We start from the raw sequence: 21213 nt of genomic DNA, 5'->3' as shown, positions 1-21213 counted from the left end.
GCCGCCCCCAGTTACGCGTCAATACCTAGTGTGTTAACGACTGGTTAATACCAGATATTGTGTGTCCCGGTCCCAACAACCGTTCGACGAGGTGTAGATCAACCGATTCTGGCGGCAAGCTCAAGCGGCATAAGGATATAAGCCACAGGGTGGAATGCCGCGGTGGATTTGGGCCGGGTTGAGCTTGACTCCCGTCAAGAGCCCGTCACGAAAATAATTCTGGGGTGACCGGGTTGTGGAGAACGCCCCGCAACGCTTTCTGGTGGCGATTCCGGGAACTTATCCGCTGTCCGGAGCGGGGAATCGACCCCTGCGGAAGGGGCGAATCGGCCTTTCCCGCCAGCAATCCCGAAGCCCGTCATTCCGGACGCGCGCCTTGATCGAGCGCAGCGAGATGTCGCGCGCGAGCCGGAATCCAGCTTTGGATGTCGATCAGGCGGAAAGCTGGGCCCCCGCCTTCGCTAGCGGTGACGGAGGAAAAGGAGGGGGTGACGAGCGAGAGGGTGAAGGGACTCACCCCTCGGGCTTGCGCCGCCATACCGGACGCGCGCTGTCGATGGGCCCCAGGAGCCACAACACCGGCAGCGCCACCAAGGCCACCGCCGCCAGCAGCCACCAGCAATCGTTGATCGCCTGGGTCAGGCTCGCGTTCTGGATCAGGTCCATGATGCCCATCATGCTCATGGCGTCGTCGGGCGAGGGCAGGGTGTCCAGAGGAATGCCGAGCTGGGCCGCCGCCACGTCGGGCGCGGTGCTGATCTTTTCCATGATCTCGTCGGCGTGGGTTGGCCCGCGGGTGAACATCACCGTGTCCATGATGGCAATGCCGATGGCCCCGCCGATATTGCGCACCACATTGAAGAGGCCGGAGGCGTCACTCACCACCGCGATGGGCTGCAGCGCCAGCGCCATGCGGATGGGCGGCAGGATGCAGAGCGCCACAGCCCCGCCGCGGATGATCTGCGCCCAGAAGACCTCGGGCTCGCCGCTATTCACCGTGAGGTTGGCATTGAGCAGAAGCCCCGCCGCGAAGACGATGAAGCCCGCAGCGGTCAGCACGCGGGCATCGAAATAGCGATCGAGCAGCACGGTGAAGGGGGCCGCGATGATCTGCATTACGCCCATGGTGATGGTGATGAGGCCGATCTGGAGCGGCGTCATGCCCCGCACGAAGGCGAAGAAGACGGGCAAGATGTACACGGAAGCAAACAGGATGAAGCCGAGCAGGAAACTCAGCACGCAGCCATAGGCCAGCGCCCGGTCGTGCAGCAGGTGGAACATGATCGCCGCATCCTTGCGCATCACCGAATAAACGAGCGCCGCAGCCGATCCCGCGAAAAGCCCAAGCACCAGCGGCGAGAGCCAGCCCTGCGTCGGCGCTTCCTTCAGCCCCACGATGAGCAGCGCCAGTGCAACGCCGAAGGCGAGAAGCGACAGCCAATCGAGGGTGAAGATCAGCTTGCGCTCGAAGCGCCCCGGCGGCAGCGCAAACAGTCCCGTCGCCACGGCAAGAAAGCCCGGGATCACATTGATGAGGAAGAGCCAGTGCCAGGAGAAGTGTTCGGTGAGCCAGCCACCAGTGACCGGCCCCATGGTGGGGGCGAGCACGGCAAGGAAGCCGCCCGCCGTGGTCGCGAGCGTCTGCTCGAAGCTGCGCGGGAACAACAGGAAGATCGCGGAGAAGACGAGCGGGATCAGCACGCCGCCGGCAAAGCCCTGGATCACCCGCCAGACCATCAGGTCCCAGAAACCGATGCTGAGCGCACAGCCGATGGAGGCCAGCGTGAACAGGCCGAGCGCACCCACGAAGAGCCGCTTCATACCAAAGACGCGCATGAGCAGCCCGATGATCGGGATGGCGATCACTTCGGCGATGAGATAGGATGTCTGCACCCAGCTCATCCGGTCGGCGCCGATATTCAGCGCCTCCTCGATGGTCTTGAGGGAAGTGACGACCACCTGGATATCGAGGATCGCCATGAACATGCCCACGCACAAGGCGATATACCCGGCCCAGCGGCGCAGGCGTGGAAGCTCATGATGGGTGGTGATCACAACAGATTCGGTCGTCATATCAGACAGTTTGGGCGTAGCACTCTCATTCTGCCAGTGCTTTTCTCATGGTGTGGACCGGCGCTTGCGCTCAATTGGGAAGGGCATGATGACTGGTTCCACGATACGGCCCCTTTCCGGGAGTTTTATGACGGCATTCCGGCGCCGAAGACAAAACCGATGCCGGACTGCTCGGCCCGCCAGGCGGCTTATGACAAGAATCGATACGAGCAGATCCCGCTGCCGGGCGTGAACTGCCGGCCCGATCCTGTGCCCGATAACACGAAAGTGAAGGGCTGACCCCAGCCGTGGCTCTTCTCGGCGTTCATCTTCATTCCGCACCTGCCGATCTGACATCGGCGGCGCTCATGCTGATCCTGCAGCTGATGGGCGGAACGGCGGCGCGCCTCGACACGAACTGGAGCAACTATCAGTCGGCGCCGGGTGCGCAATCCTTCCGTGCCGATGCGGCAACACTCTCCGCCCCTGACTTCAAGGCCTATCTCCGCGACCGGGGCACGGGTGTCGATGGTGCCGATCTGAAAGTGCCGTTTGATGCCTTGGCCGAAGCACAGGCCAAAGGCGTGAAGCCGGTATTCAACTTCGGCGTTCCGGGCGACTGGGCAAGGCCGCCGCGCGCGGACTTCCGCGCTGGCGAGGAGGGCGACCGGCAATGGCAGAACGCGCTTGCTGATCCCGCCTTGCCCGGCCAGTTCCTCGCTGACTTCATCGCCTACATCGCGCGCCAGCAGAACGGCTTCGCCGTCCTCGGCAATGTCGCGGGCTGGCAGATGTTCAACGAGGTCAACGTCACCCACGGCGATCTCGCCGGGCAATTGCCGCGCGAGGATTATCTCGCCATGGGCGAGAAGACACTGGCGCTTGTCCATAAAGCCTATGCCACCATCGATTGGGAGAAGCGCGCGAAAGCTCCGCCGCCCCCCGTCATCATGCCAGCGCTCGGCGGGGCGCACAGCCCGCTTTTCATCGATGCCATCATCGATCATGTGGTGACCGATCCGGCGGTGGCCGGCAAGAACGGTGGTCTCGCCATCGAAGCCATGGCGATGCACCCCTATGGCAAGCGCGTGGAACCCTGGGTCGATCCGCTCACCCGCGCCAGCCTTGGCGACGCCACCAAGGGCAACTTCGCCTTTCACAAGCTGCTGAGCCCGACCGATGACCGCCTGACCTGGCATGCGCTCGTCTCGCGCGATGAGGCGCGGTCCAAGGCGCTTGGGCTTTTCCTCTTTGCCGACGAGGGCAATCCGGCGGAAGCCAACTTCGACAGCAACAGCGAGCAGGGCATCGAGCAGACCATGGCGCAGCTTGCCGAGAACGGCATGGGGGGTGTGCGCCTGCATTTCACCGAATGGGGCAACCCCACCTATCGCGGCGATGCCACGGCAGGCGCATCGTCCCTGTGGAACACGATCCTCGCCGACCCCTATAAATATGAGGTGGTGAAGCCCGGCGGCATTCTGACTGTTGCTGTCGCCGAAAACCTGCAGGCCGAAAGCGTGGTGCAGACGCTGGGGCTGATCGAAAGCTGGGACTTCGTCGACACGGCCACGGTCTACGAGATGTTCGACCAGAAGGCCGGAGAATACGAGGGCGAGTACGGCCTTGCCCGCGGGCTGCTGCCCGATGGCAAGCCCGACTGGAAGCCGGCGGGCCTTGCCTATCAGGCTTATCTCAAGGGCAGCGAATATCACCTGACCAAACTTGCCGATCCCACCGGAAAAACCGGTGTCGACATTCATATTTCAGCAGCGGGCGCGGCGGGCAGTTTCGATGCGGCGAAGCGCAGTGCCACCGCACACGAACTCGTGCTGCTGCGCGAGGGCAACGACGCCTTCGATGGTGGCGACGGTGACGACATCATCTTCGGCGGCCCGGGCGATGATGCGATCGAAGGCGGCGATGGCTACGACCGTCTCTATGGCGGGCCCGGAAACGACGTGCTGTCGGGCGGCGCGGGCGACGACAAGATCAAGGGCGATGCCGGCGATGACCTTCTGTCGGGCGGTGCTGGTGCCGATCACTTCGTCTTTGCCGCCTATGGTGACACAGGCAGCGGCTTTGCCGGGCATGACATCATCACCGACTTCAACCCGAAGCAGGACCGGCTGCTGCTCACCGGCAGCTACCGCTTCGCCGATCTCTTCAACTCCGCGCAATACCCGCAACTCGCCGTCGATGGTCCGGATGGCCTTCGCCTCACCTATGCCGACAACGGCGCCAGCATCCTGCTCAAGGGCGTGAAACGGGCCGACCTCACGCCCAACAACTTCCACATCCTGCAGAGCGACCGCGGCGTGGCCTTCGGCCTCACGCCCGACAACATCATCACCGGCACGCCCGCTGCCGATGATCTCAAAGGCACGGCGGGCGCCGATCTCATCGATGGCGGCCGCGGCAATGACGCCATGGCGGGCGGCGCGGGCGATGACGTCTATCTTGTCGATTCGGCGGGCGATGTGGTGACGGAAGCGCCCGATGGCGGGCATGACCGCATCGTGGCGCGGGTCAGCATTCCCGTTCTTCCCGCCAATGTGGAGGATGTGCTGCTCGACAGCTGGAAGGCCCTCGACGCCACTGGCAATGACTTTGCCAACGAGATCGCCGGCAACCCCAACAGCAACAGCCTCGAAGGCGGCGGCGGTGACGACGTGCTGAATGGCGGCCCCGGAGATGATGTGCTGGACGGCGGGGCAGGGAACGACATTCTCACGGGTGGCAGCGGCCGTGATGTCTTCCTGTTGGACGTGAACAAGGGTGACGACATCATCCTCGACTTCGGCAAGGGCGACACCCTGCAAGTCTCCATGAACACCGGCTTCGCCTTCGCCAAGGACGTGGTGGCGGCGGCCCGCACCGTGGGAAAGGATACGCTGATCAAATTCCCGGCGGGCGGCAGCGTCCGGCTGGTCGGTGTTTCGCCGGCTCAACTCAGTGACGCTTCAATCACCATCGAATGACGCCCGATGCAACGGGGGCTTGCGCCTGCGGTTCCGATTTGCTTTGAGCGCACTCCATGGCCGATCGGCAGGACCAACGTCTCTTTGACTTGCGCTGGCAACGCAGCGAGCGCGATCTCCTGTCCTCCCTGGGCCGCATCTACGGCGACGTGCCGGGCCTCACGGAACGTCTGAAGACGCTGCTGGCGGCGCGCTGGCAGGAGCGTCCCCGGGCCCTCAAGGACCTCGACATCGCCCGCGACATCGAGCCGGACTGGTTCCTGTCGCAGCGGAACGTGGGCTACGTTTTCTATATCGACCGCTTCTCGCAGAGCTTGCGGAAAGTCCTTGAGCATATTGATTATATTGAGGAAATGGGCGCCACCTACGTCCATTTCATGCCCTGCCTGAAGCCACGGCCCGCCCCCAATGACGGCGGCTATTCGGTGATGGACTATCGTGCCATCAATCCGGACCTCGGCACCATGGACGATCTTGAGGCGGTGGCCGCTGCCATGCGCGCCCGCGGCGTGAGCATCTGCATTGACCTCGTGCTAAATCACACTGCCAAGGAACACGAATGGGCACAAAAGGCAAAGGCCGGTGACCCGAAGTATCAGGCCTACTACTGGATGTTCGACACGGATGCCGAACCCAAGGCCTACGAGAAGACGCTGGTCGAGATTTTCCCCGCCGATGCGCCGGGCAACTTCACCTACTATCCGGACTTCAGGAAGTGGGTCTGGACCACCTTCAACGAACACCAGTGGGACCTGAACTGGTCGAACCCGGATGTCTTCCTCGAGATCGTCGATGTGATGCTCAGTCTCGCCAACCGGGGCGTGGAGGTGTTGCGCCTCGATGCCGTGGCCTTCATGTGGAAGCGGCTCGGCAGCAATTGCCAGAACCAGCCAGAAGTGCATGACCTGCTGCAGGCGCTCCGGGCCGCCACACGCATCGCAGCACCCGCCCTCATCCACAAGGCAGAGGCGATCGTGGCGCCGCGGGACCTCGTGCCGTATCTGGGACAGGGCCGCCACACCGGGCGCGAGGCCAATCTCGCCTATCACAACAATCTGATGGTGCAGTATTGGTCGTCGCTTGCGAGCCGCGACACGACACTGATGACGCACGTGCTTGGCACGCATTTCCCCGAGACCTTCCGCCACGCCTGCTGGGCCACCTACATCCGCTGCCACGACGACATCGGCTGGGCCATCACCGAAGAAGATGGCGCCGCCATTCCCGGCGTCTCCGGGGCAGGGCACCGCAACTTCCTCGCCGACTTCTACATCGGCAAATACCCTGACAGCTTCGCGCGCGGCGCCATCTTCCAGGAGAATGCCGCCACCGGCGACCGCCGCAACAGCGGCAGCTTCGCCAGCCTCGCAGGATTGGAAGCTGCACTCGACGCAAAGGACGATGCGGCCGCAGAGACTGCGGTGCAGCGCATGCTCATGGGCGTGGCGCTCATCTGTTCCTTTGGTGGCCTGCCGCTCCTCTACATGGGCGACGAGATAGGCCTGCTCAATGACTACAGCTTCACCAAGGTCACGGAACACGCCCACGACAATCGTTGGCTGCATCGCCCGAAGATGGATTGGAAGGCGGTCGCCCGCGCCCGCAAGGGCGAGGGACCACAAGGGAAACTCTTCTCCGGCGTGAAGCACATCGTCGCGAGGCGGAAAGCTGTGCCGCACATCGCCGCCGATGTGCCCACCCGCATCATCAATCTCGGCAACCCTGCGCTCTTCTGCTTTGCCCGTCCGTCGGATGACGGCACCATGCTCGGCCTCTTCAACTTCACCGAAAAGTGGACCTCGATCTCGGCCGACCAGTTGCGCGGCCTCGGCATCACGCGCTTCCGCGATCTTCTCGGCCAAGGCGATGTGCCGTCACCCAATGGGGCGGTGGCGGTTGCGCCCTATGGCCGTCTCTGGCTCGTCTGACTCACAGCCAGTAGCGATAGGCGTAGATCAGCGTCATCAGCGCTCCCATGGCGATGACGAAGCGGCGGATCCAGATCACCGGCACGATGCCGAGGAGCTTGCCGCCGAGAAAGCCACCGATCGTGGCGCCCACCAGCATGATGAGCGTCTGCGGCCAGGCGATCACGCCTTGCACGACGAAGATGATGATGGCCGTCCAGTTCACCGCCGCGCCGAGAAGGTTCTTCACCGCATTTGCCGTGCGCACCGCCCACGGACTCGTCATGCTGAAGGCGGCCATGAACATCACGCCCATCCCTGCGCCGAAATAACCGCCATAAATCGCGGTCGGGGCAAGCGCCACCTGGCGCGCCACCGGCGTGTCGTGGTGGGCCTGGTCGGCAGGCCGCAAGGCCGCCTGGATCTGCTTCGAGAAAGCGAAGATCAGCGTCGCCACGCCGATCAGCAGCGGCACCAGCGCGGTGAACACCTTGTCCGGCGTCCACAAGAGCAGGACGGCACCGATGCCGCCCCCCACCGCTGCCACGGCAATGTGCAGCCACATCGTTGCATCGAAGGCGGGCAATTGGCTTTTTTCCGATAGGACGCCCGAGAGATTACCGGGAGTTAATGCGACCGAACTGGACGCATTGGCCGCGATGGGAGAAAGACCTGCTGCCATCATGGCTGGAAATGTGAACAGCGTCGCCCCACCTGCTACGGCGTTGATCACACCACCCAGAATTCCGGCCCCGAACAAGAGCAGGGCAATGTTCCAGGTGATGTCGAAGATCATGTGAAGGCCGGCTTTGATTTGTTTAACGAATTCATGTGATGTAACTCTGAGTCATGGAACATATCCAGCCTTACCTTGATTATTTTTCAGCCCATCCGAGTTGGGCCATCCTCGTCATTTTTCTCATTGCCTTTGGCGAGGCGCTGCTGATCATCGGGCTCTTTGTTCCGTCGACCGTGGTGCTGGTGGGCGCGGGCACGCTCGTGGGCACCGGGCACCTTGATTTCTGGCCGGTCTTCATCGCCACCACCGTGGGCGCCATCGCGGGCGACCAGGTGTCCTACTGGGCCGGGCGCCTGTTCGGCGACCGCCTGAAGCTCTACTGGCCGTTGAGCCGCTATCCCGCCCTCGTCGCCAAGGGCGAGGACTTCGTGCGCAATCACGGCGGCAAGTCCATTGCCGTCGGACGCTTCGTGCCTGGCGTGAAGGCCGTGGTGCCGGGCATCGTCGGCATGCTGGGCATGAGCCAGCCGTTCTTCGTCTTCGTCAACGTCACGAGCGGCATCTTTTGGGCTGCCGCCCACGTCTTCCCCGGCATCCTGATCGGGCAGGGGCTGGCACTGGCCGGTGAATTCAGCGGCCGCCTCACCTTCCTGCTGGTGCTGCTGCTGGTGGCGCTCGGCATCCTCGGCTGGGTGATCCGTCTGCTCTCGGCGGGCGTGTTTTCGCCTGTCATCCGCAACATTCTCTCGGGCCTTTCGAAGCTCGCGAAGGCGCAGAAATCGCGTCCCTTCTACCGGCTCGGCCGCAAGCTCTCGCCTGATCATCCCAAGGCGGCGCGCATCGTCGCCATGGTCTTCTCGCTGCTGATCGCAGCGGCGATTGCCGTCTATCTCCTCGTCCGGGCCGGTACGCTCGACGTGGCCTCGAACCTCGACCAGTCGGTCTTCGGCGTGCTGAACGACCTGCGCAATGCGCCGGGTGACCTGCTGATGACGCGCATCTCGATGATGGGCGAGGCGCCGGTGCTGCTCATCCTCTGCGCTGCGATGGCGGCATGGCTGGTCATTCACCGCGCCTGGCGCACCGCCCTTGCGGTTGCACTGGCCGTGGCCGCAGAACAGGTGCTGGTGGCGGTGCTGAAGCTCGTCTTCGCCCGCCCGCGTCCCATTCCGCTGCCGGCCGATGCCTATGAGATGTCCTACAGCTTCCCCAGCGGTCACGCGGCGCTTTCCATGCTTGCCTTCGGACTTCTGGCGGTGGTGGCGGGCCATGCCATGGGCCGCTGGAGCAAGGCCCTGGTTTACTCGCTCGCCGGCATGGCGATCTTCCTCATCGGTTTCTCGCGCCTCTATCTCGGCGTGCACTGGCTGGGTGACGTGGTGGCGGGGATTGCGCTGTCGGGCGTGATCATCACCGCCTTTGGCGTCACCCTCGAAGCCTGGCCAGCACCGCGCATCCGTCCCCTCGGCATGATCGGTGTGGCGCTCACCGCCTGGCTTCTCGCCGCAGCCATCAACATCGAGGTGAACGGCGATGCGCGCGAAGCCTCCTATGCGCCGCCCCTTGCCACCCGCAGCTACACCCTGCAGCAATGGCAGCAGGCGGCCTGGATGGTCACGCCGCAGCGGCGTGTCGACCTGTCGGGCCAGTCGGGTGATCCGCTGGTCGCCCAGTGGGTGGGTTCACTCGACAACCTCGAAACACAATTGAAGGCCGCGGGCTTCGAGATCATGCCGCCGTGGTCTTGGTCGGCGGCTCTTGCCTATTCCGATCCCCACGCGGCCTTCGCAACCGTGCCGCCACGCCCCTTGCTGCATGAAGGGCTTGGCGCCCGCGTGACGGCCGTGCGCAAGAGCCCGGACAGTCCCGACAAGCGCACCGTGCTGCGCGCCTTCAAGACGGCGAGCACGGTCGAGGTCGACGGACAGAATCGCCCGGTCTTCGTCCTCAGCCTGCTGGACGAGTACAACGCGCCGCGCTTCAAGCTCTTCACCCTGCCACGCTCAACCCCGGCCGCGCCTGACGAGATCAAGGCCTTCCTCGCAGGGCTCACCGGCACGGTGCTGCCGGAAAGCCTTGAAAAACCGGTCATTCTGGCGCCGAATTGAGACTGCGGGGAAGGGCGCCCAAAGCCTGCCCGGACCTCGCGCCGCAGCGGAATCGCCCAATTTCCAACTGGATTTTGGGCAAGCCTTCCGCCATATTCCGCGCGATTTCGAGACCCATTGGAAACGATCAAAATGCAGCTCCTGAAACAGTTCTTCACCTGGTGGAACGGCGCCACCTGGAACACGCGCTTCTACACCTGGCGCAAGGGAGAATTCGTGGGCAAGGACCAGTACGGCAACCGCTACTACCGCGCCAAGTCGGCCATTCCTGATTCCATTCCGGAGCGCCGCTGGGTGATTTATTCGGGCTATTCGGAAGCCTCCCAGGTGCCGCCCGGCTGGCATGGCTGGATCCATCACCGCGTCGACACGCCGCCCCGCGACGGCGACTACCGTCCCCGGGAATGGGAAAAGCCGCATCACGAGAACTTCACCGGCACGGCCATGGCCTATCATCCGCCGGGTTCGATTGCCGTAGGCGGCAAGCCCGCAACGCCGGCGCCTGACTATCAGGCCTGGCGTCCCGAGTAAGCGCAAGCCGTCAGACACGCCGCACAGCAACAGGGGCCGCACACCGTGTCAGCAGGAACCACAACGCTCGAAACCGCCGTCGGCGCCGCCGTCGTGGCGCTGGCCGTGGCCTTCTTCGGCTACGCCTACAAGACCGCCGGCGTGGGCGGCACATCAGCCTCCGATGGCTATGTTCTGGTGGCGGAGTTCGACAATGCCGAGGGCATCAACGTCGGCACAGACGTGCGCCTCGCCGGCATCAAGGTGGGCAGCGTCACGGCGCAGTCGCTCAACACCGAAAGCTATCAGGCCCGTATCGAGATGACCGTCGAGAAGAAGGTCTCCCTCTCGGACGATTCCCAGGCCAAGATCACCAGCGAAGGCCTCCTGGGCGGCAAGTTCATCGCCCTTGAGCCCGGCGGCTCGGACGCCAAGCTCGGCCCCGGCGACCAGTTCAGCTACACACAGGGCTCCGTCGATCTGTGGGCCCTGATCGGTCAGGCCATGTCCGGCAATAAGGGTGGCGGCGCCGCAGCGCCTGCGCCGGAGTCCGCGCCTGCACCCGCACCCGCACCTGATGCCACGGCACCGGCCACGGGAAATCCCTGAGCATGCGTTTCATTGCGCCCGGGGCGTGCGTGATTGCGCTCACCCTTTTTGCCGGACCGGCTCTTGCCGACCGGATCGAGAATCCGCTGGCGCTGTTCAACGGCCTCGACAAGATCACCGGCGTCACCACCAGCTTCGAAGTGCCGATCAACCAGGAATACAAGTTCGGCGGCCTGATCGTGAAACCCTTCGTCTGCTACACGCGGCCCGTCACTGAAGAACCCAAGACCACCAGCTTCGTGCAGGTGGATGAGCTGGAAGCGAACGGCGAGCGCAAGCGCGTGTTCTCCGGCTGGATGTTTGCCGAAAGCCCGGGCCTTAACGCCGTGGAGCACCCGACCTTCGACGTGTGGCTGACCGGCTGCCGCGATCCCAATGCGCCGCCGCCGCCCAAGGAAGAAGCCCCGGCGCCTGCGACCGACGATCCGAACAACGAAGACAACGCAACGCCGGAAGACTAGGGCGACTTCGCGTCTGCGCCTGCAGCCCAGGTCAGCACCAGTTCAGGATCGTGATCGCCCTTGAAGCGCGCGAAATCGGCGTCGGCGGCAATCGCGGGCTGCAACCGCTTCAGGTACTCCGCCTTCTTGATGGAGATGGCCCCAAGGGTGGCAAGATGCGGGTTCATGAATTGGGCATCGAGCAGCTTGAAGCCACCGGCATTGAGCCGTGCCACAAGATGGACCAGCGCCACCTTGCTGGCATCGGTCTCGCGGCTGAACATGCTTTCGCCGAAGAAGGCCGCGCCCATGCGCACGCCATAGAGGCCACCCACCAGCTTGCCGTCCCGCCAGCTTTCCACCGAATGGCAATGGCCCATGCGGAACAGTTCGCCATAGAGCTTGAGGATGCGGGCGTTGATCCAGGTTTCCTTGCGCTCGCTGGTCTTTTCGGCGCAGCGCTTCATCACCTCTTCGAAGGCGGTATCGATGCGGATCTCGAAGCGCTTCTGGCGCACCACCTTGCGCAGCGAGCGCGAGATCACCAGGCCATCGAGCGGAAAGATGCCGCGCTCGTCAGGCTCGACCCAGTAGAGGGCGGAATCGGTGGCGCTTTCCGCCATCGGAAACACGCCCGCCGCATAGGCCTTGAGCAGGACGAGGGGAGTGATGTGACTCACAAAGCCGATCCGCCGAGAGGCCGGGCTGCTCAGGACGCGTTGCGCGCCAGGAACTTTTCCAGCCAGTGGATGTCATAGTTGCCGTCGATGATGTCGGTCTCGGCAAGAAGCCGCTGGAACAGCGGGATCGTTGTCTCGACGCCTTCGACGACGAATTCCGACAGGGCGCGCTTCAGGCGCATCATGCATTCGGTGCGGGTCTTGCCGAACACGATCAGCTTGCCGATCAGGCTGTCGTAGTAGGGCGGAATGCGGTAGCCCGAGTAGAGTGCGCTGTCGATGCGCACGCCGAGGCCGCCGGGGAAATGCACGGAGTCGACCCGGCCCGGAGAGGGCGTGAAGGTCTGGGCATTTTCCGCGTTGATGCGGCATTCGATGGCGTGGCCGGCAAACTGGATGTCGTCCTGCGTCATGGCGAGCGGACTGCCCGAGGCGACGCGGATCTGCTCCTGCACAAGGTCGAGGCCGGTGATCATTTCCGTCACCGGATGCTCCACCTGCAGGCGGGTGTTCATCTCGATGAAATAGAACTCGCCGTTCTCGTAGAGGAACTCGATGGTGCCCACGCCTTCGTAGCCGAGCTTCGACATGGCGCGCGCCACGCGGCCGCCGATCTCGTCGCGCTGCTGCGCGTTGAGGGCAGGGGAATGGGCCTCCTCCCAGATCTTCTGGTGGCGGCGCTGCAGCGAGCAGTCACGCTCGCCCAGATGGACGGCGTTGCCCTTGCCGTCGCCCAGCACCTGGATTTCGATGTGGCGGGGCTTTTCCAGATACTTCTCGATGTAGACATCGCCGTTGCCGAAGGCGGCTTTCGCCTCGGTCTGCGCCGTCGTCACGGCCAGTTCGAGGTCGGATTCGTTGCGCGCCACCTTCATGCCGCGGCCGCCGCCACCGGCGGTCGCCTTGATGATCACGGGATAGCCGATGTCGCGGGCGACCTTGCGGGCTTCATCCACGGTGGCAACGCCGCCTTCCGAACCCGGAACGACGGGAATGCCCAGCGCCTTGGCGGTGCGCTTGGCTTCGATCTTGTCGCCCATGGTGCGGATGTTCTCCGCCGAGGGGCCGATGAACTTGATGTCGTGCTCTGTCAGGATTTCGGCGAAGCGGGCGTTCTCCGAGAGGAAGCCGTAGCCGGGATGCACCGCTTCCGCGCCGGTGATCTCGCAGGCCGAGACAATGGCGGGAATGTTGAGATAGCTGTCCTTCGCCGCGGGCGGGCCGATGCAGACGCTTTCATCCGCCAGCTTCACGTGCATGGCGTCGGCGTCGGCGGTGGAGTGCACCGCGACCGTATGGATGCCGAGTTCGCGGCAGGCGCGGAGAACGCGCAAGGCGATTTCTCCCCGGTTGGCGATGAGGATCTTGTCGAACATGGATTACTCGATGACCAACAGGGCTTCGCCGAATTCGACGGGCTGGCCATTCTCGACGAGGATGCTGGTCACCGTGCCGGACTTGGGCGCGGGGATCTGGTTCATCGTCTTCATGGCCTCGATAATGAGCAACGTCTGGCCCTGCTTCACCTGGGCGCCGACGGTGATGAAGGGCGCAGCTCCGGGAGCGGCGGCGAGATAGGCCGTGCCGACCATGGGAGACTTCACGGCACCGGGCGAATCCGCAGCCGAAGCCGGGGCAGCTGCCGCAGGGGCGGCTACCGGAGCAGCGGCAGGCGCCGCTGCGGGTGCGGCTGCCGGGGCCGCGTAAGGAATGGAATGGGCCATCGCCGCAACGCCCTTGGAGACGCGCACCCGCACGCCCTTCTGCTCAAGCTCGATCTCGTTCAGGCCGGTATTGTTGAGAATGTCGGCAAGGCTCGAGATCAGAGAGAGTTCGGGCGAGACCGGAGCAGAGGAGGCGCTGGTCTTGGACGGCTTCTTGGCGGGCATGTCTGGCTCTTCATTCAAGGTTGTGCCGGGCAGGGTCCATGGCGGACCAGCCTGAGGGTTCCCGCCAGAAATGACGGAATCCGCCGCAATTGTAAACCGTGGCGGCAGCCCGGCGGTGGAAAAGAATCGGTGGTTTTCAGCAGTACTTGCAGCCTGCCGAACGGACCTCTTCGATCGCCTTCAGCAGTTCGGACTTGGGCACGTAGCCCGGGAAGACCTTGTCATCGACGATGAAGGCGGGCGTGCCGTTGATCTGCAACGCGGTCGCCAGCGCCTGGGTGGTGCCGATGGTCTTCACCACGCTTTCATCCTGCATGTCGGCTTCGAGCTTTTTCATGTCCATGCCGAGACCCTCGGCGATTTGCCGCGTCACGTCTTCAGTGACGGGACCATCATGCGCGAACAGCGCCTGGTGCAGCTCCCAGTACTTGCCCTGCTTGGTGGCGGCGATGGCCGCGCGCGCGGCGAATTCGGAGCCAGCACCGAAGATCGGGAATTCCTTGAACACGACGCGCACGTTCTTGTCGTGCTCGATCAGGCTGGCGATCTCGCCCACGCCCTTTTTGCACCAGCCGCAATTGTAATCCATGAACTCGACGACGGTGACGTCGCCCTTGGGATTGCCGGCCACCGGGTCGGCCCCGGTCTTGAAGATATCCTTGGCATTGTCGGTGAGCGCTGAGACTCGCGCTTCCTGTGCCGCCTGCTGTTCCTTGGCCTGCAGATTGTCGCTCATCTCGCGGAGGATTTCCGGATTGGCGAGAAGATACTCGCGCACCAGCGCTTCGATTTCCTTCTTCTGCTGGGCATCGAAGGAGGCGGCGGAGGCGGGCGTGAGCCAGAGCAGGGCGACAGCAGGCAGGAGAGCCAGGAGCGAGATGATCTTGCGCATGTGTATCCTCATGTGGGCCCCGGTTTTGACCGATTTACCGTCCGGATTCAAACGACATTTCCGTGAGGCCATCACTTCTTGGCCGCCGCGAAGGTGACGAGGTCGTTGGCCCGAAGCCATTCCGGTGTGCCCTTGGCAAAACGCTGCTGGGCAAGCTTGGCCTTCTTGAGCGCGAGGTCGCGGTCGCCGGCGGCATAATAGAATTCCGCCGTGGCAAGATCGGCCCGGGCGGCATCGCCCTTGAGGCCATAGGCGCGCGCCATGTCCTTGTAGATCTGCGGCATGTCGGGCTCGGTCTTCTTGGCGAGCCGCAGCAGCGACAGCGCCTCGTCGGCGCGCGAGGCATCCTCGGTCGAGAGCAGGATCGCGGCATGAAGCTGGGTCAACAGGCCGTTGTTGGGCAGCAGCTCCCGCGCCTTCTTGATGGCGGGAATGCCGTTGGCCGCCTGGCCGTTCTCCATGTAGGCCTGGGCCTTCAGCTCCCAGAAATAGGGATTGGCCGGCAGGTCGCGGGTGAGACTGTCGATGATCGGCATCGAATTCTTGATGTCGCCGCGGCGGAACATGGCGATGGCGCGCGCATAGCGCCCGGCGAGCGACATGTCCGTGGTGGGATAGCGCTGGAACACCCGCTGCGGCGGATCCATGAAGCCCGAGAGCTTCGCCTTGGCGAGGCTGAGGCGGAGTACGAGGCCCGGATCGTCCGCCTTGTCGTAGTAGGGCGATTTCTTCGCCTCCGCTTCCAGCGTGCGGATACGGTCGAGCGGCATGGGGTGGGAGAAGAGATAGGGGTCGGCCCGGTCCAGTGAGGCGAGGCTGTCGTTCATCAGCTTCTGGAAGAGCGAGAGCATGCCCGCGGGGCTTTCCTGGATGGCCAACAGGTATTTAAGCGCCGCCTGGTCGGCGGCCGATTCCATCGAGCGCTGGTAGGAGAGCAGGTTGCGTTGGGCGATGCCGCCCGAACCCGCCATGATGCTGGCACCCGCCTGGCCCGCACCCTGCACACCTGCGGCTGCACCACCCACGACAGCGGCGGCACCGATCAGCATGCCGATGATGCGCTCGGCGCTCGCCTGAGCCATTTCGTTGTTGAGGCGCGCCAGATGCCCGCCCGCGATATGGCCGGACTCATGGGCGATGACGCCGATGATCTCGCTTGGGGTCTTCGCCTTGGTGATGAGGCCGGTGTGGATGAAGATGCGCTGGCCACCTGCCACGAAGGCATTGATGCTGTCGTCGGCAATCACATAGACCTTCACCGCACCGGCGTTGATCCCGGCAGCCTTGAAGATGGGGCGCGAGAAATTGCGGAGAAGGCCTTCGATCTCGGCGTCACGGATCAGGTTTGGTCCCTGTCGCTGTTGCTGAGCCTGCGCAGGGGTGAAGACCGCCGTTGTCAGAATGAGATTCACTGCCGCCAGAAGGGCCGCAGCGCGTTGAAGCCATCGCATCAGGAAATCGCCTCCGGAAGCCCGCTTTTTGCGTGCAATTGGGGCGGGTTTGAGGCCCGCCCCGTAAACTTGCAAGGTGTTGTTCCGCAGGCCTTATTCGGGCGTGCGCTTGCTCCACCAGCCAGCCTTGCGCGGGGCCGCTTCGGTGGCCTGGACAGTGGGCTGCGGCGGTTGCCACTTGCGCGGCTCCGGATCGGGAATGTGGTCCGGAATCTCGATTTTCGGAGACGGCGGCGGTGCGACGAGTTCAGGACGCGAGTCGCGGCGCGGACGGTCACCCCGGTCGCCTCTGTCTCCACGATCGCTACGGTCGCGGCCACGGAAGCCGTCGCGGTCCCGGCGCTCGCGGCGTTCGCCCCGATCACCACGCTCACCACGATCGCCTCGCTCACCACGATCACTGCGTTCGCCACGCTCTGCGGCCTCGCTTACGTCCGACGGCTCCTCGGCCCCGGTGTCCGCGCTGGCTGCGATGTCTTCGCCACTGTCGCTTTCCGTGCGTTCGCTGCGTTCGGGACGGTCACCCCGTTCGCCACGGTCGCGGTCACGTCCGCGTCCACGGCCAAAGCGGCCACGGCGTCCGCGACGGCCACGGTCGCCACGCTCATCGCGGCGTTCGTCACCGTCTTCGCGCTCAGCCGTTTCGGCGGCTTCGCCGGCAAACTCGTCAGCCTCGGAGTCGGTCGAGGCCACGGCCTCCACGTCATCGGCTTCGCTGTAAGCGGCTTCATCCTCGTCGTCGGCCGGAGCGTCGCTCGCTTCGCCTTCGGACTCAGGTCCCGATGCGGCGCGGTGTTCGCCATTGCGCTCACCATTGCCATCGCGTTCGCCACGGCGTCCGCCACGGCGGCCACGGCGGCGGCGGCGGCGTCCACCCTCGCGGGGACGGTCGTCGCCATTGCGCTCGCCACGCTCCTCACCGCCCTCGGCGGCTTCGGCTTCGTCGCCGGCCTCGGTCTCTTCGATCTCGTCGGCAGCTTCCGTCTCTTCCGAAACGGGCTCGTCTTCATAAGCCGAATCCATCCGCACGGGTGCGGCAGCCGGCAGGCGGCGCGGCGCGATATCACGGTCGTGCGCCTTCTCGATGATGGCCTGCGTGCCCTTGAGTTCTTCGCCACCCGGCACCACGAAGACGGTGATGCCATGGGCCTGTTCGAGGGCCAGCACGCTGTCGCGCTTTTCGTTGAGGAGATAGAAGGCCACGTCGCGGGCGCAACGGACCGTCAGGTTCTCCGGACGCTTGAGGAGGTAGTCCTCGATCATGCGCAGCACGCCAAGGCCGCAGCTCGGCACGGAGCGCACGATGCCCTTGCCTTCGCAATGCGGGCAGGGGCGGAAGGTGCCTTCCATGATGCCGGGGCGCAGGCGCTGGCGGGACATTTCGAGAAGACCGAAGTGGCTGATGCGGCCCACCTGGATGCGGGCGCGATCATTCTTCAGGGCTTCCTTGAGGCGCCGCTCGACCGCACGGTTGTTGCGGTTCTCCTCCATGTCGATGAAGTCGATGACGATGAGGCCGGCGAGGTCGCGCAGGCGAAGCTGGCGAGCGATTTCATCGGAGGCTTCAAGGTTGGTCTTGAGCGCAGTGTCCTCGATCGAGTGTTCGCGCGTGGCCTTGCCCGAGTTGATGTCGATCGCAACCAGCGCTTCTGCCTGGTTGATGACGAGATAGCCGCCCGAGGGCAGCGTCACCGTGGGCGAGAGCAGGCCGTCGAGATGGGTCTCGACCTGATAGCGCGAGAAGAGGGGGCGCGTGTCGCGGTAGAGCTTCACGTTCTTGGCGTGGGACGGCATGAGCATCTTCATGAAGTCCTTGGCCTCGCGGTAGGCGTCTTCGCCTTCCACGATCACCTCGTCCACGTCCTTGGTGTAGAGGTCGCGGATCGACCGCTTGATCAGGCTGCCTTCCTCGTAGACGAGGCTCGGCGCCTGCGACTGCAAGGTGAGATCTCGGACGCTTTCCCACAGGCGGATGAGATAGTCGAAGTCACGCTTGATCTCCGGGCGGGTGCGCTGGGCGCCCGCGGTGCGGACGATCAGGCCCATGCCCTGCGGCACTTCCACATCGCGCGCCACTTCCTTGAGGCGGCGGCGGTCGCCGGCGTCGGTGATCTTGCGGGAGATGCCGCCGCCACGGGCGGTGTTCGGCATCAGCACGCAGTAGCGGCCGGCAAGCGAGAGATAGGTCGTGAGGGCCGCGCCCTTGTTGCCGCGCTCTTCCTTGACGACCTGCACGAGCAGGATCTGGCGGCGCTTGATCACTTCCTGGATCTTGTACTGGCGGCGGCGCGGCTGGCGGCGCGGACGGCGCTGCGGAACTTCTTCCAGCGCGTCTTCGGCGCCAATCGATTCCACCTTCTGGCTTTCGGCGTCTTCCTCGATGGAGACGACATCGCCTGCCGGGTCGGCAGAGCCTTCGGACGGCGCGGCGGTTTCCACCACGTCGGAGGAAATGCTCTCGGAAGGTTCGGCGTCGAGGGCAACCGTTGTGGGAGCCTCGTCTTCGCTTGCCGTCACGTCTTCGTCATGGGGCGCGGCTTCGTCGGCGTGTTCGTCATGATGTTCGGCGTCGTCAGAGTGCTCGGCGTCGTCACCGGCGCTTTCGACTTCGTGGGCTTCGCCCTCGATGGTTTCACCGGCGTGTTCTTCAGAGCCCTGGGACTCACCCGGCGCATCATGGGAATGGCCGTTGTCGAGATCGTCGTCGCTGTCCTCGGCGTCTTCCTCTTCCTGCTCCTTGAGCAGGGCGAGGCGGTCGGCAACCGGGATCTGGTAATAGTCGGGATGGATTTCGGCGAAGGCGAGGAAGCCATGGCGGTTGCCGCCATACTCCACGAAGGCCGCCTGCAGCGACGGCTCAACGCGCGTCACCTTTGCGAGGTAGATGTTGCCTTTGAGTGGTTTGCGCGATGCGCTTTCGAAATCGAACTCTTCAATGCGATTGCCGCGGGCCACAACGACCCGGGTTTCCTCGGGGTGGCTGGCATCGATGAGCATTTTGCTGCCCATGGTCTATGTTCCTTGCGGCGGCACGGGAACGGAAGGCATCCAGGTCTCTGTCCGGACAAGAGGTGGACGTGACCGCTCGACGCGTGCGCGCGTATGGGGGTGTGATCAAGCGCAACTGTGCCGATGCCCTCAGGCCTGTCGTTTCGGCTGTTGTGTGCGGGACGTTGATCATGACCCTCGTTGACTGTAGCCCCCGGCGTACCGGAGGCGGTTTAAACTCTTTCGGCCCACCGGATGGTTCCGTCCATCCCCGTGGTGTGAGGGCGATAACACCCTGCCAAACGCAGAGGGGAGGCTGCTTGCCAAAGCGGACCGGACGCCTACCCGTTGCGAAACTGTTGCCCGTGCAACCCTGGCGCTCAACCGCGCTGAGTCAGGATGACAGGACGCCGTCTTTCTAGGGATCATCCCTCCGGAGTGCAAGCAGCCTTTGCGGGAACCCGGCAACCGTCGGTTAACCAAGACTTTCTAACCTTGCCGGGTTCACTGCGGCGCTGAAACGAGTTTGTTAGTCGTATCAATGATTTACCTTGCCATCATCGGGGCCGTTTTCGGCCTGTGTTCGGGTCTTTGGGGGCGATTCACGCCATGGGGCAGGGTTCTGGCCACGGCTCTCGTCCTTGGCCTCCCGGTTCAGGCGGCCTTCGCAGGCCCAGTGACAACCGCTTTTGACCTCGATGGTGACAGGTCCGTGACGGAATTCACCGCCACCCTGAGCGATGACGTGGGCTACACCGCCACCATCCTGCCGGGCCCTTACCGGGTCGTCGTCGAAATGGAGGGCGTGACCTTCGACCTGCCGCCCGGCGCCGGCCGCCGCCCCAAGGGGCTGGTGAAGGGCATCCGATATGGCGTGGTGGAAGAAGGCAAGGCCCGTATCGTCATCGACACCCTCGGCCCCGTCCTCATCACCAAATCCGCCCTCGATCCCAAGACCGGCAAGAAGGGGGCCCGCATCCGGCTCGAGCTCACGGCCATCTCCAAGGATGTCTTCGACGCCGCCTTCGCCATCGATCAGGAGAAGCTTGCGGGCACCGATGACACGCAGTCCGCAAGCGCCGAAGACCAGCCCGCCGCCACACAGGATGGCGAGGCAGGCGATGTGGTGGCCTCCACGACTCCGGCCGAACAGCCGGAAGGAGCGCCCGCCACGCCCGTCATCAAGCCCAACCTGAAGCCCGATCCTGCCGCAACCGCGGCCGCTAACCAGAAGCCCGCAGTCCCCAAGCCCCTGCGTGCCGACGGCAAGAAGGTGATCGTCATCGATCCCGGCCACGGCGGAATCGATCCCGGCGCGCTCTCACCCAGCAAGGCGACGAAGGAGAAGGATGTGGTTCTCGCCTTCTCGAAAGAGCTGAAACAGATCATGGATGCGGAAGGCCGCTTCCATGTGGTTCTCACCCGTGACGACGACCGCTTCATCGCGCTCAAGGACCGCGTTGCCTTCGCCCGCAAGCAGGGGGCCGATCTCTTCATCGCCATTCACGCCGACACCCTGCGCGGCCAAACCGCAACGGGCACCACGCTGTACACACTGTCCGACAAGGCATCCGACGCTGAATCGGAAGAACTGGCCCAGCGCGAGAACCGCGCGGACGCGCTCGCCGGACTGGACCTCGGTTCGCAAAGTGAAGATGTGGCAGGCATGCTGATCGATCTCGCCCAGCGCGACAGCCGCAACCAGGCCTCGATGTTCTCGAAGAAGGCGCTCGGACATTTCAGCAAGGTGACGAAGATGACCGGCAAGCCCATCCGCTCCGCCGGCTTCACCGTCCTCAAGGCGCCCGATGTGCCGTCGATTCTCATCGAACTCGGCTTCCTGTCCAACCCTAAGGATGAAGAGAGGCTCAACTCTTCGGCCTGGCGCAAGCGACTCGCGAGCGCTCTGTCCGATGCGATCGAGGCCCAGTTCGGAGCGGCTGTCGCCGCCAGCCAATAGGGCAATG

The 21213-nt window shown here is 64.1% G+C and carries 16 protein-coding genes; 8 read left to right on the top strand and 8 right to left on the bottom strand.

Annotated features, from left to right (window positions below; all coding sequences use genetic code 11):
* Positions 1-513 precede the first annotated feature (513 nt).
* Positions 514-2073, bottom strand: coding sequence for a DHA2 family efflux MFS transporter permease subunit (locus tag QM801_RS09395; protein WP_415018942.1), 1560 nt, complete (start codon positions 2071-2073; stop codon positions 514-516).
* Between QM801_RS09395 and QM801_RS09390 the strand changes: the two genes are divergently transcribed.
* From QM801_RS09390 to QM801_RS09380, 3 genes are read left to right on the top strand one after another with little or no spacing between them, the layout of a single operon-like run.
* Complete coding sequence (locus QM801_RS09390) at positions 2038-2352, top strand: hypothetical protein (protein ID WP_415020956.1); 315 nt, start codon at positions 2038-2040, stop codon at positions 2350-2352. The two genes, QM801_RS09395 and QM801_RS09390, sit on opposite strands and share 36 nt — an antisense overlap.
* An 8-nt stretch (positions 2353-2360) precedes the next feature.
* Positions 2361-5033, top strand: a complete 2673-nt coding sequence (locus tag QM801_RS09385; RefSeq protein ID WP_415018941.1) for a hypothetical protein — start codon at positions 2361-2363, stop codon at positions 5031-5033.
* Positions 5034-5089: 56 nt separating this feature from the next.
* Complete coding sequence (locus QM801_RS09380) at positions 5090-6961, top strand: amylosucrase (protein WP_415018940.1); 1872 nt, start codon at positions 5090-5092, stop codon at positions 6959-6961.
* A 1-nt stretch (position 6962) separates the two neighbouring features.
* Here QM801_RS09380 and QM801_RS09375 read toward each other — a convergent pair whose 3' ends face one another.
* Complete coding sequence (locus QM801_RS09375; protein WP_415018939.1) at positions 6963-7736, bottom strand: sulfite exporter TauE/SafE family protein; 774 nt, start codon at positions 7734-7736, stop codon at positions 6963-6965.
* Positions 7737-7789: 53 nt separating this feature from the next.
* Between QM801_RS09375 and QM801_RS09370 the strand changes: the two genes are divergently transcribed.
* The 4 genes from QM801_RS09370 (at position 7790) to QM801_RS09355 (ending at position 11367) form a co-directional block, all read left to right on the top strand.
* A complete protein-coding gene (locus QM801_RS09370; RefSeq protein ID WP_415018938.1) occupies positions 7790-9787 on the top strand; it encodes a VTT domain-containing protein in 1998 nt (665 codons plus the stop codon).
* 132 nt (positions 9788-9919) lie between these two features.
* Positions 9920-10318, top strand: a complete 399-nt coding sequence (locus QM801_RS09365) for an NADH:ubiquinone oxidoreductase subunit NDUFA12 (protein ID WP_415018937.1) — start codon at positions 9920-9922, stop codon at positions 10316-10318.
* A gap of 45 nt (positions 10319-10363) precedes the next feature.
* Positions 10364-10906: an outer membrane lipid asymmetry maintenance protein MlaD gene (gene mlaD / locus QM801_RS09360; protein WP_415018936.1), complete on the top strand. Its 543-nt coding sequence runs from the start codon at positions 10364-10366 to the stop codon at positions 10904-10906.
* Positions 10907-10908: 2 nt separating this feature from the next.
* Entirely contained in the window at positions 10909-11367 is a 459-nt protein-coding gene (locus QM801_RS09355) for a DUF2155 domain-containing protein (RefSeq protein WP_415018935.1), read from the top strand.
* On the opposite strand, the gene aat is transcribed toward QM801_RS09355, so the two are convergent.
* From aat to QM801_RS09325, 6 genes are all read right to left on the bottom strand, one after another.
* Positions 11364-12026: a leucyl/phenylalanyl-tRNA--protein transferase gene (aat, locus tag QM801_RS09350; protein WP_415018934.1), complete on the bottom strand. Its 663-nt coding sequence runs from the start codon at positions 12024-12026 to the stop codon at positions 11364-11366. The two genes, QM801_RS09355 and aat, sit on opposite strands and share 4 nt — an antisense overlap.
* Before the next feature lie 29 nt (positions 12027-12055).
* Positions 12056-13402, bottom strand: a complete 1347-nt coding sequence (gene accC / locus QM801_RS09345; protein WP_415018933.1) for an acetyl-CoA carboxylase biotin carboxylase subunit — start codon at positions 13400-13402, stop codon at positions 12056-12058.
* A gap of 3 nt (positions 13403-13405) precedes the next feature.
* A complete protein-coding gene (gene accB, locus QM801_RS09340; RefSeq protein WP_415018932.1) occupies positions 13406-13915 on the bottom strand; it encodes an acetyl-CoA carboxylase biotin carboxyl carrier protein in 510 nt (169 codons plus the stop codon).
* A gap of 136 nt (positions 13916-14051) precedes the next feature.
* Positions 14052-14807 carry a DsbA family protein gene (locus QM801_RS09335; protein ID WP_415018931.1) on the bottom strand — a complete coding sequence of 252 codons (756 nt, stop codon included), beginning with the start codon at positions 14805-14807 and terminating at the stop codon, positions 14052-14054.
* Between the two features lie 71 nt (positions 14808-14878).
* Positions 14879-16258, bottom strand: a complete 1380-nt coding sequence (locus QM801_RS09330) for a M48 family metalloprotease (protein ID WP_415018930.1) — start codon at positions 16256-16258, stop codon at positions 14879-14881.
* Between the two features lie 93 nt (positions 16259-16351).
* Positions 16352-19267 carry an Rne/Rng family ribonuclease gene (locus QM801_RS09325; RefSeq protein WP_415018929.1) on the bottom strand — a complete coding sequence of 972 codons (2916 nt, stop codon included), beginning with the start codon at positions 19265-19267 and terminating at the stop codon, positions 16352-16354.
* Between the two features lie 655 nt (positions 19268-19922).
* Between QM801_RS09325 and QM801_RS09320 the strand changes: the two genes are divergently transcribed.
* Positions 19923-21206: an N-acetylmuramoyl-L-alanine amidase gene (locus QM801_RS09320; RefSeq protein WP_415018928.1), complete on the top strand. Its 1284-nt coding sequence runs from the start codon at positions 19923-19925 to the stop codon at positions 21204-21206.
* Positions 21207-21213 lie beyond the last annotated feature (7 nt).

The sequence above is a fragment of the Aestuariivirga sp. genome, assembly GCF_047600585.1.
Classification (GTDB): domain Bacteria; phylum Pseudomonadota; class Alphaproteobacteria; order Rhizobiales; family Aestuariivirgaceae; genus Aestuariivirga.
The sequence above is the reverse complement of the archived record's forward strand: the minus strand, read 5'-3'. Positions and strand labels throughout refer to the sequence as shown.

Coding starts and splice junctions, on each gene's coding strand:
- QM801_RS09390 (WP_415020956.1), top strand. CDS start 2,038: ATGATGGGTGGTGATCACAACAGATTCGGTCGTCATATCAGACAGTTT.
- QM801_RS09395 (WP_415018942.1), bottom strand. CDS start 2,073: ATGACGACCGAATCTGTTGTGATCACCACCCATCATGAGCTTCCACGC.
- QM801_RS09380 (WP_415018940.1), top strand. CDS start 5,090: ATGGCCGATCGGCAGGACCAACGTCTCTTTGACTTGCGCTGGCAACGC.
- QM801_RS09375 (WP_415018939.1), bottom strand. CDS start 7,736: ATGATCTTCGACATCACCTGGAACATTGCCCTGCTCTTGTTCGGGGCC.
- QM801_RS09370 (WP_415018938.1), top strand. CDS start 7,790: ATGGAACATATCCAGCCTTACCTTGATTATTTTTCAGCCCATCCGAGT.
- QM801_RS09365 (WP_415018937.1), top strand. CDS start 9,920: ATGCAGCTCCTGAAACAGTTCTTCACCTGGTGGAACGGCGCCACCTGG.
- QM801_RS09355 (WP_415018935.1), top strand. CDS start 10,909: ATGCGTTTCATTGCGCCCGGGGCGTGCGTGATTGCGCTCACCCTTTTT.
- accC (WP_415018933.1), bottom strand. CDS start 13,402: ATGTTCGACAAGATCCTCATCGCCAACCGGGGAGAAATCGCCTTGCGC.
- accB (WP_415018932.1), bottom strand. CDS start 13,915: ATGCCCGCCAAGAAGCCGTCCAAGACCAGCGCCTCCTCTGCTCCGGTC.
- QM801_RS09335 (WP_415018931.1), bottom strand. CDS start 14,807: ATGCGCAAGATCATCTCGCTCCTGGCTCTCCTGCCTGCTGTCGCCCTG.
- QM801_RS09330 (WP_415018930.1), bottom strand. CDS start 16,258: ATGCGATGGCTTCAACGCGCTGCGGCCCTTCTGGCGGCAGTGAATCTC.
- QM801_RS09325 (WP_415018929.1), bottom strand. CDS start 19,267: ATGGGCAGCAAAATGCTCATCGATGCCAGCCACCCCGAGGAAACCCGG.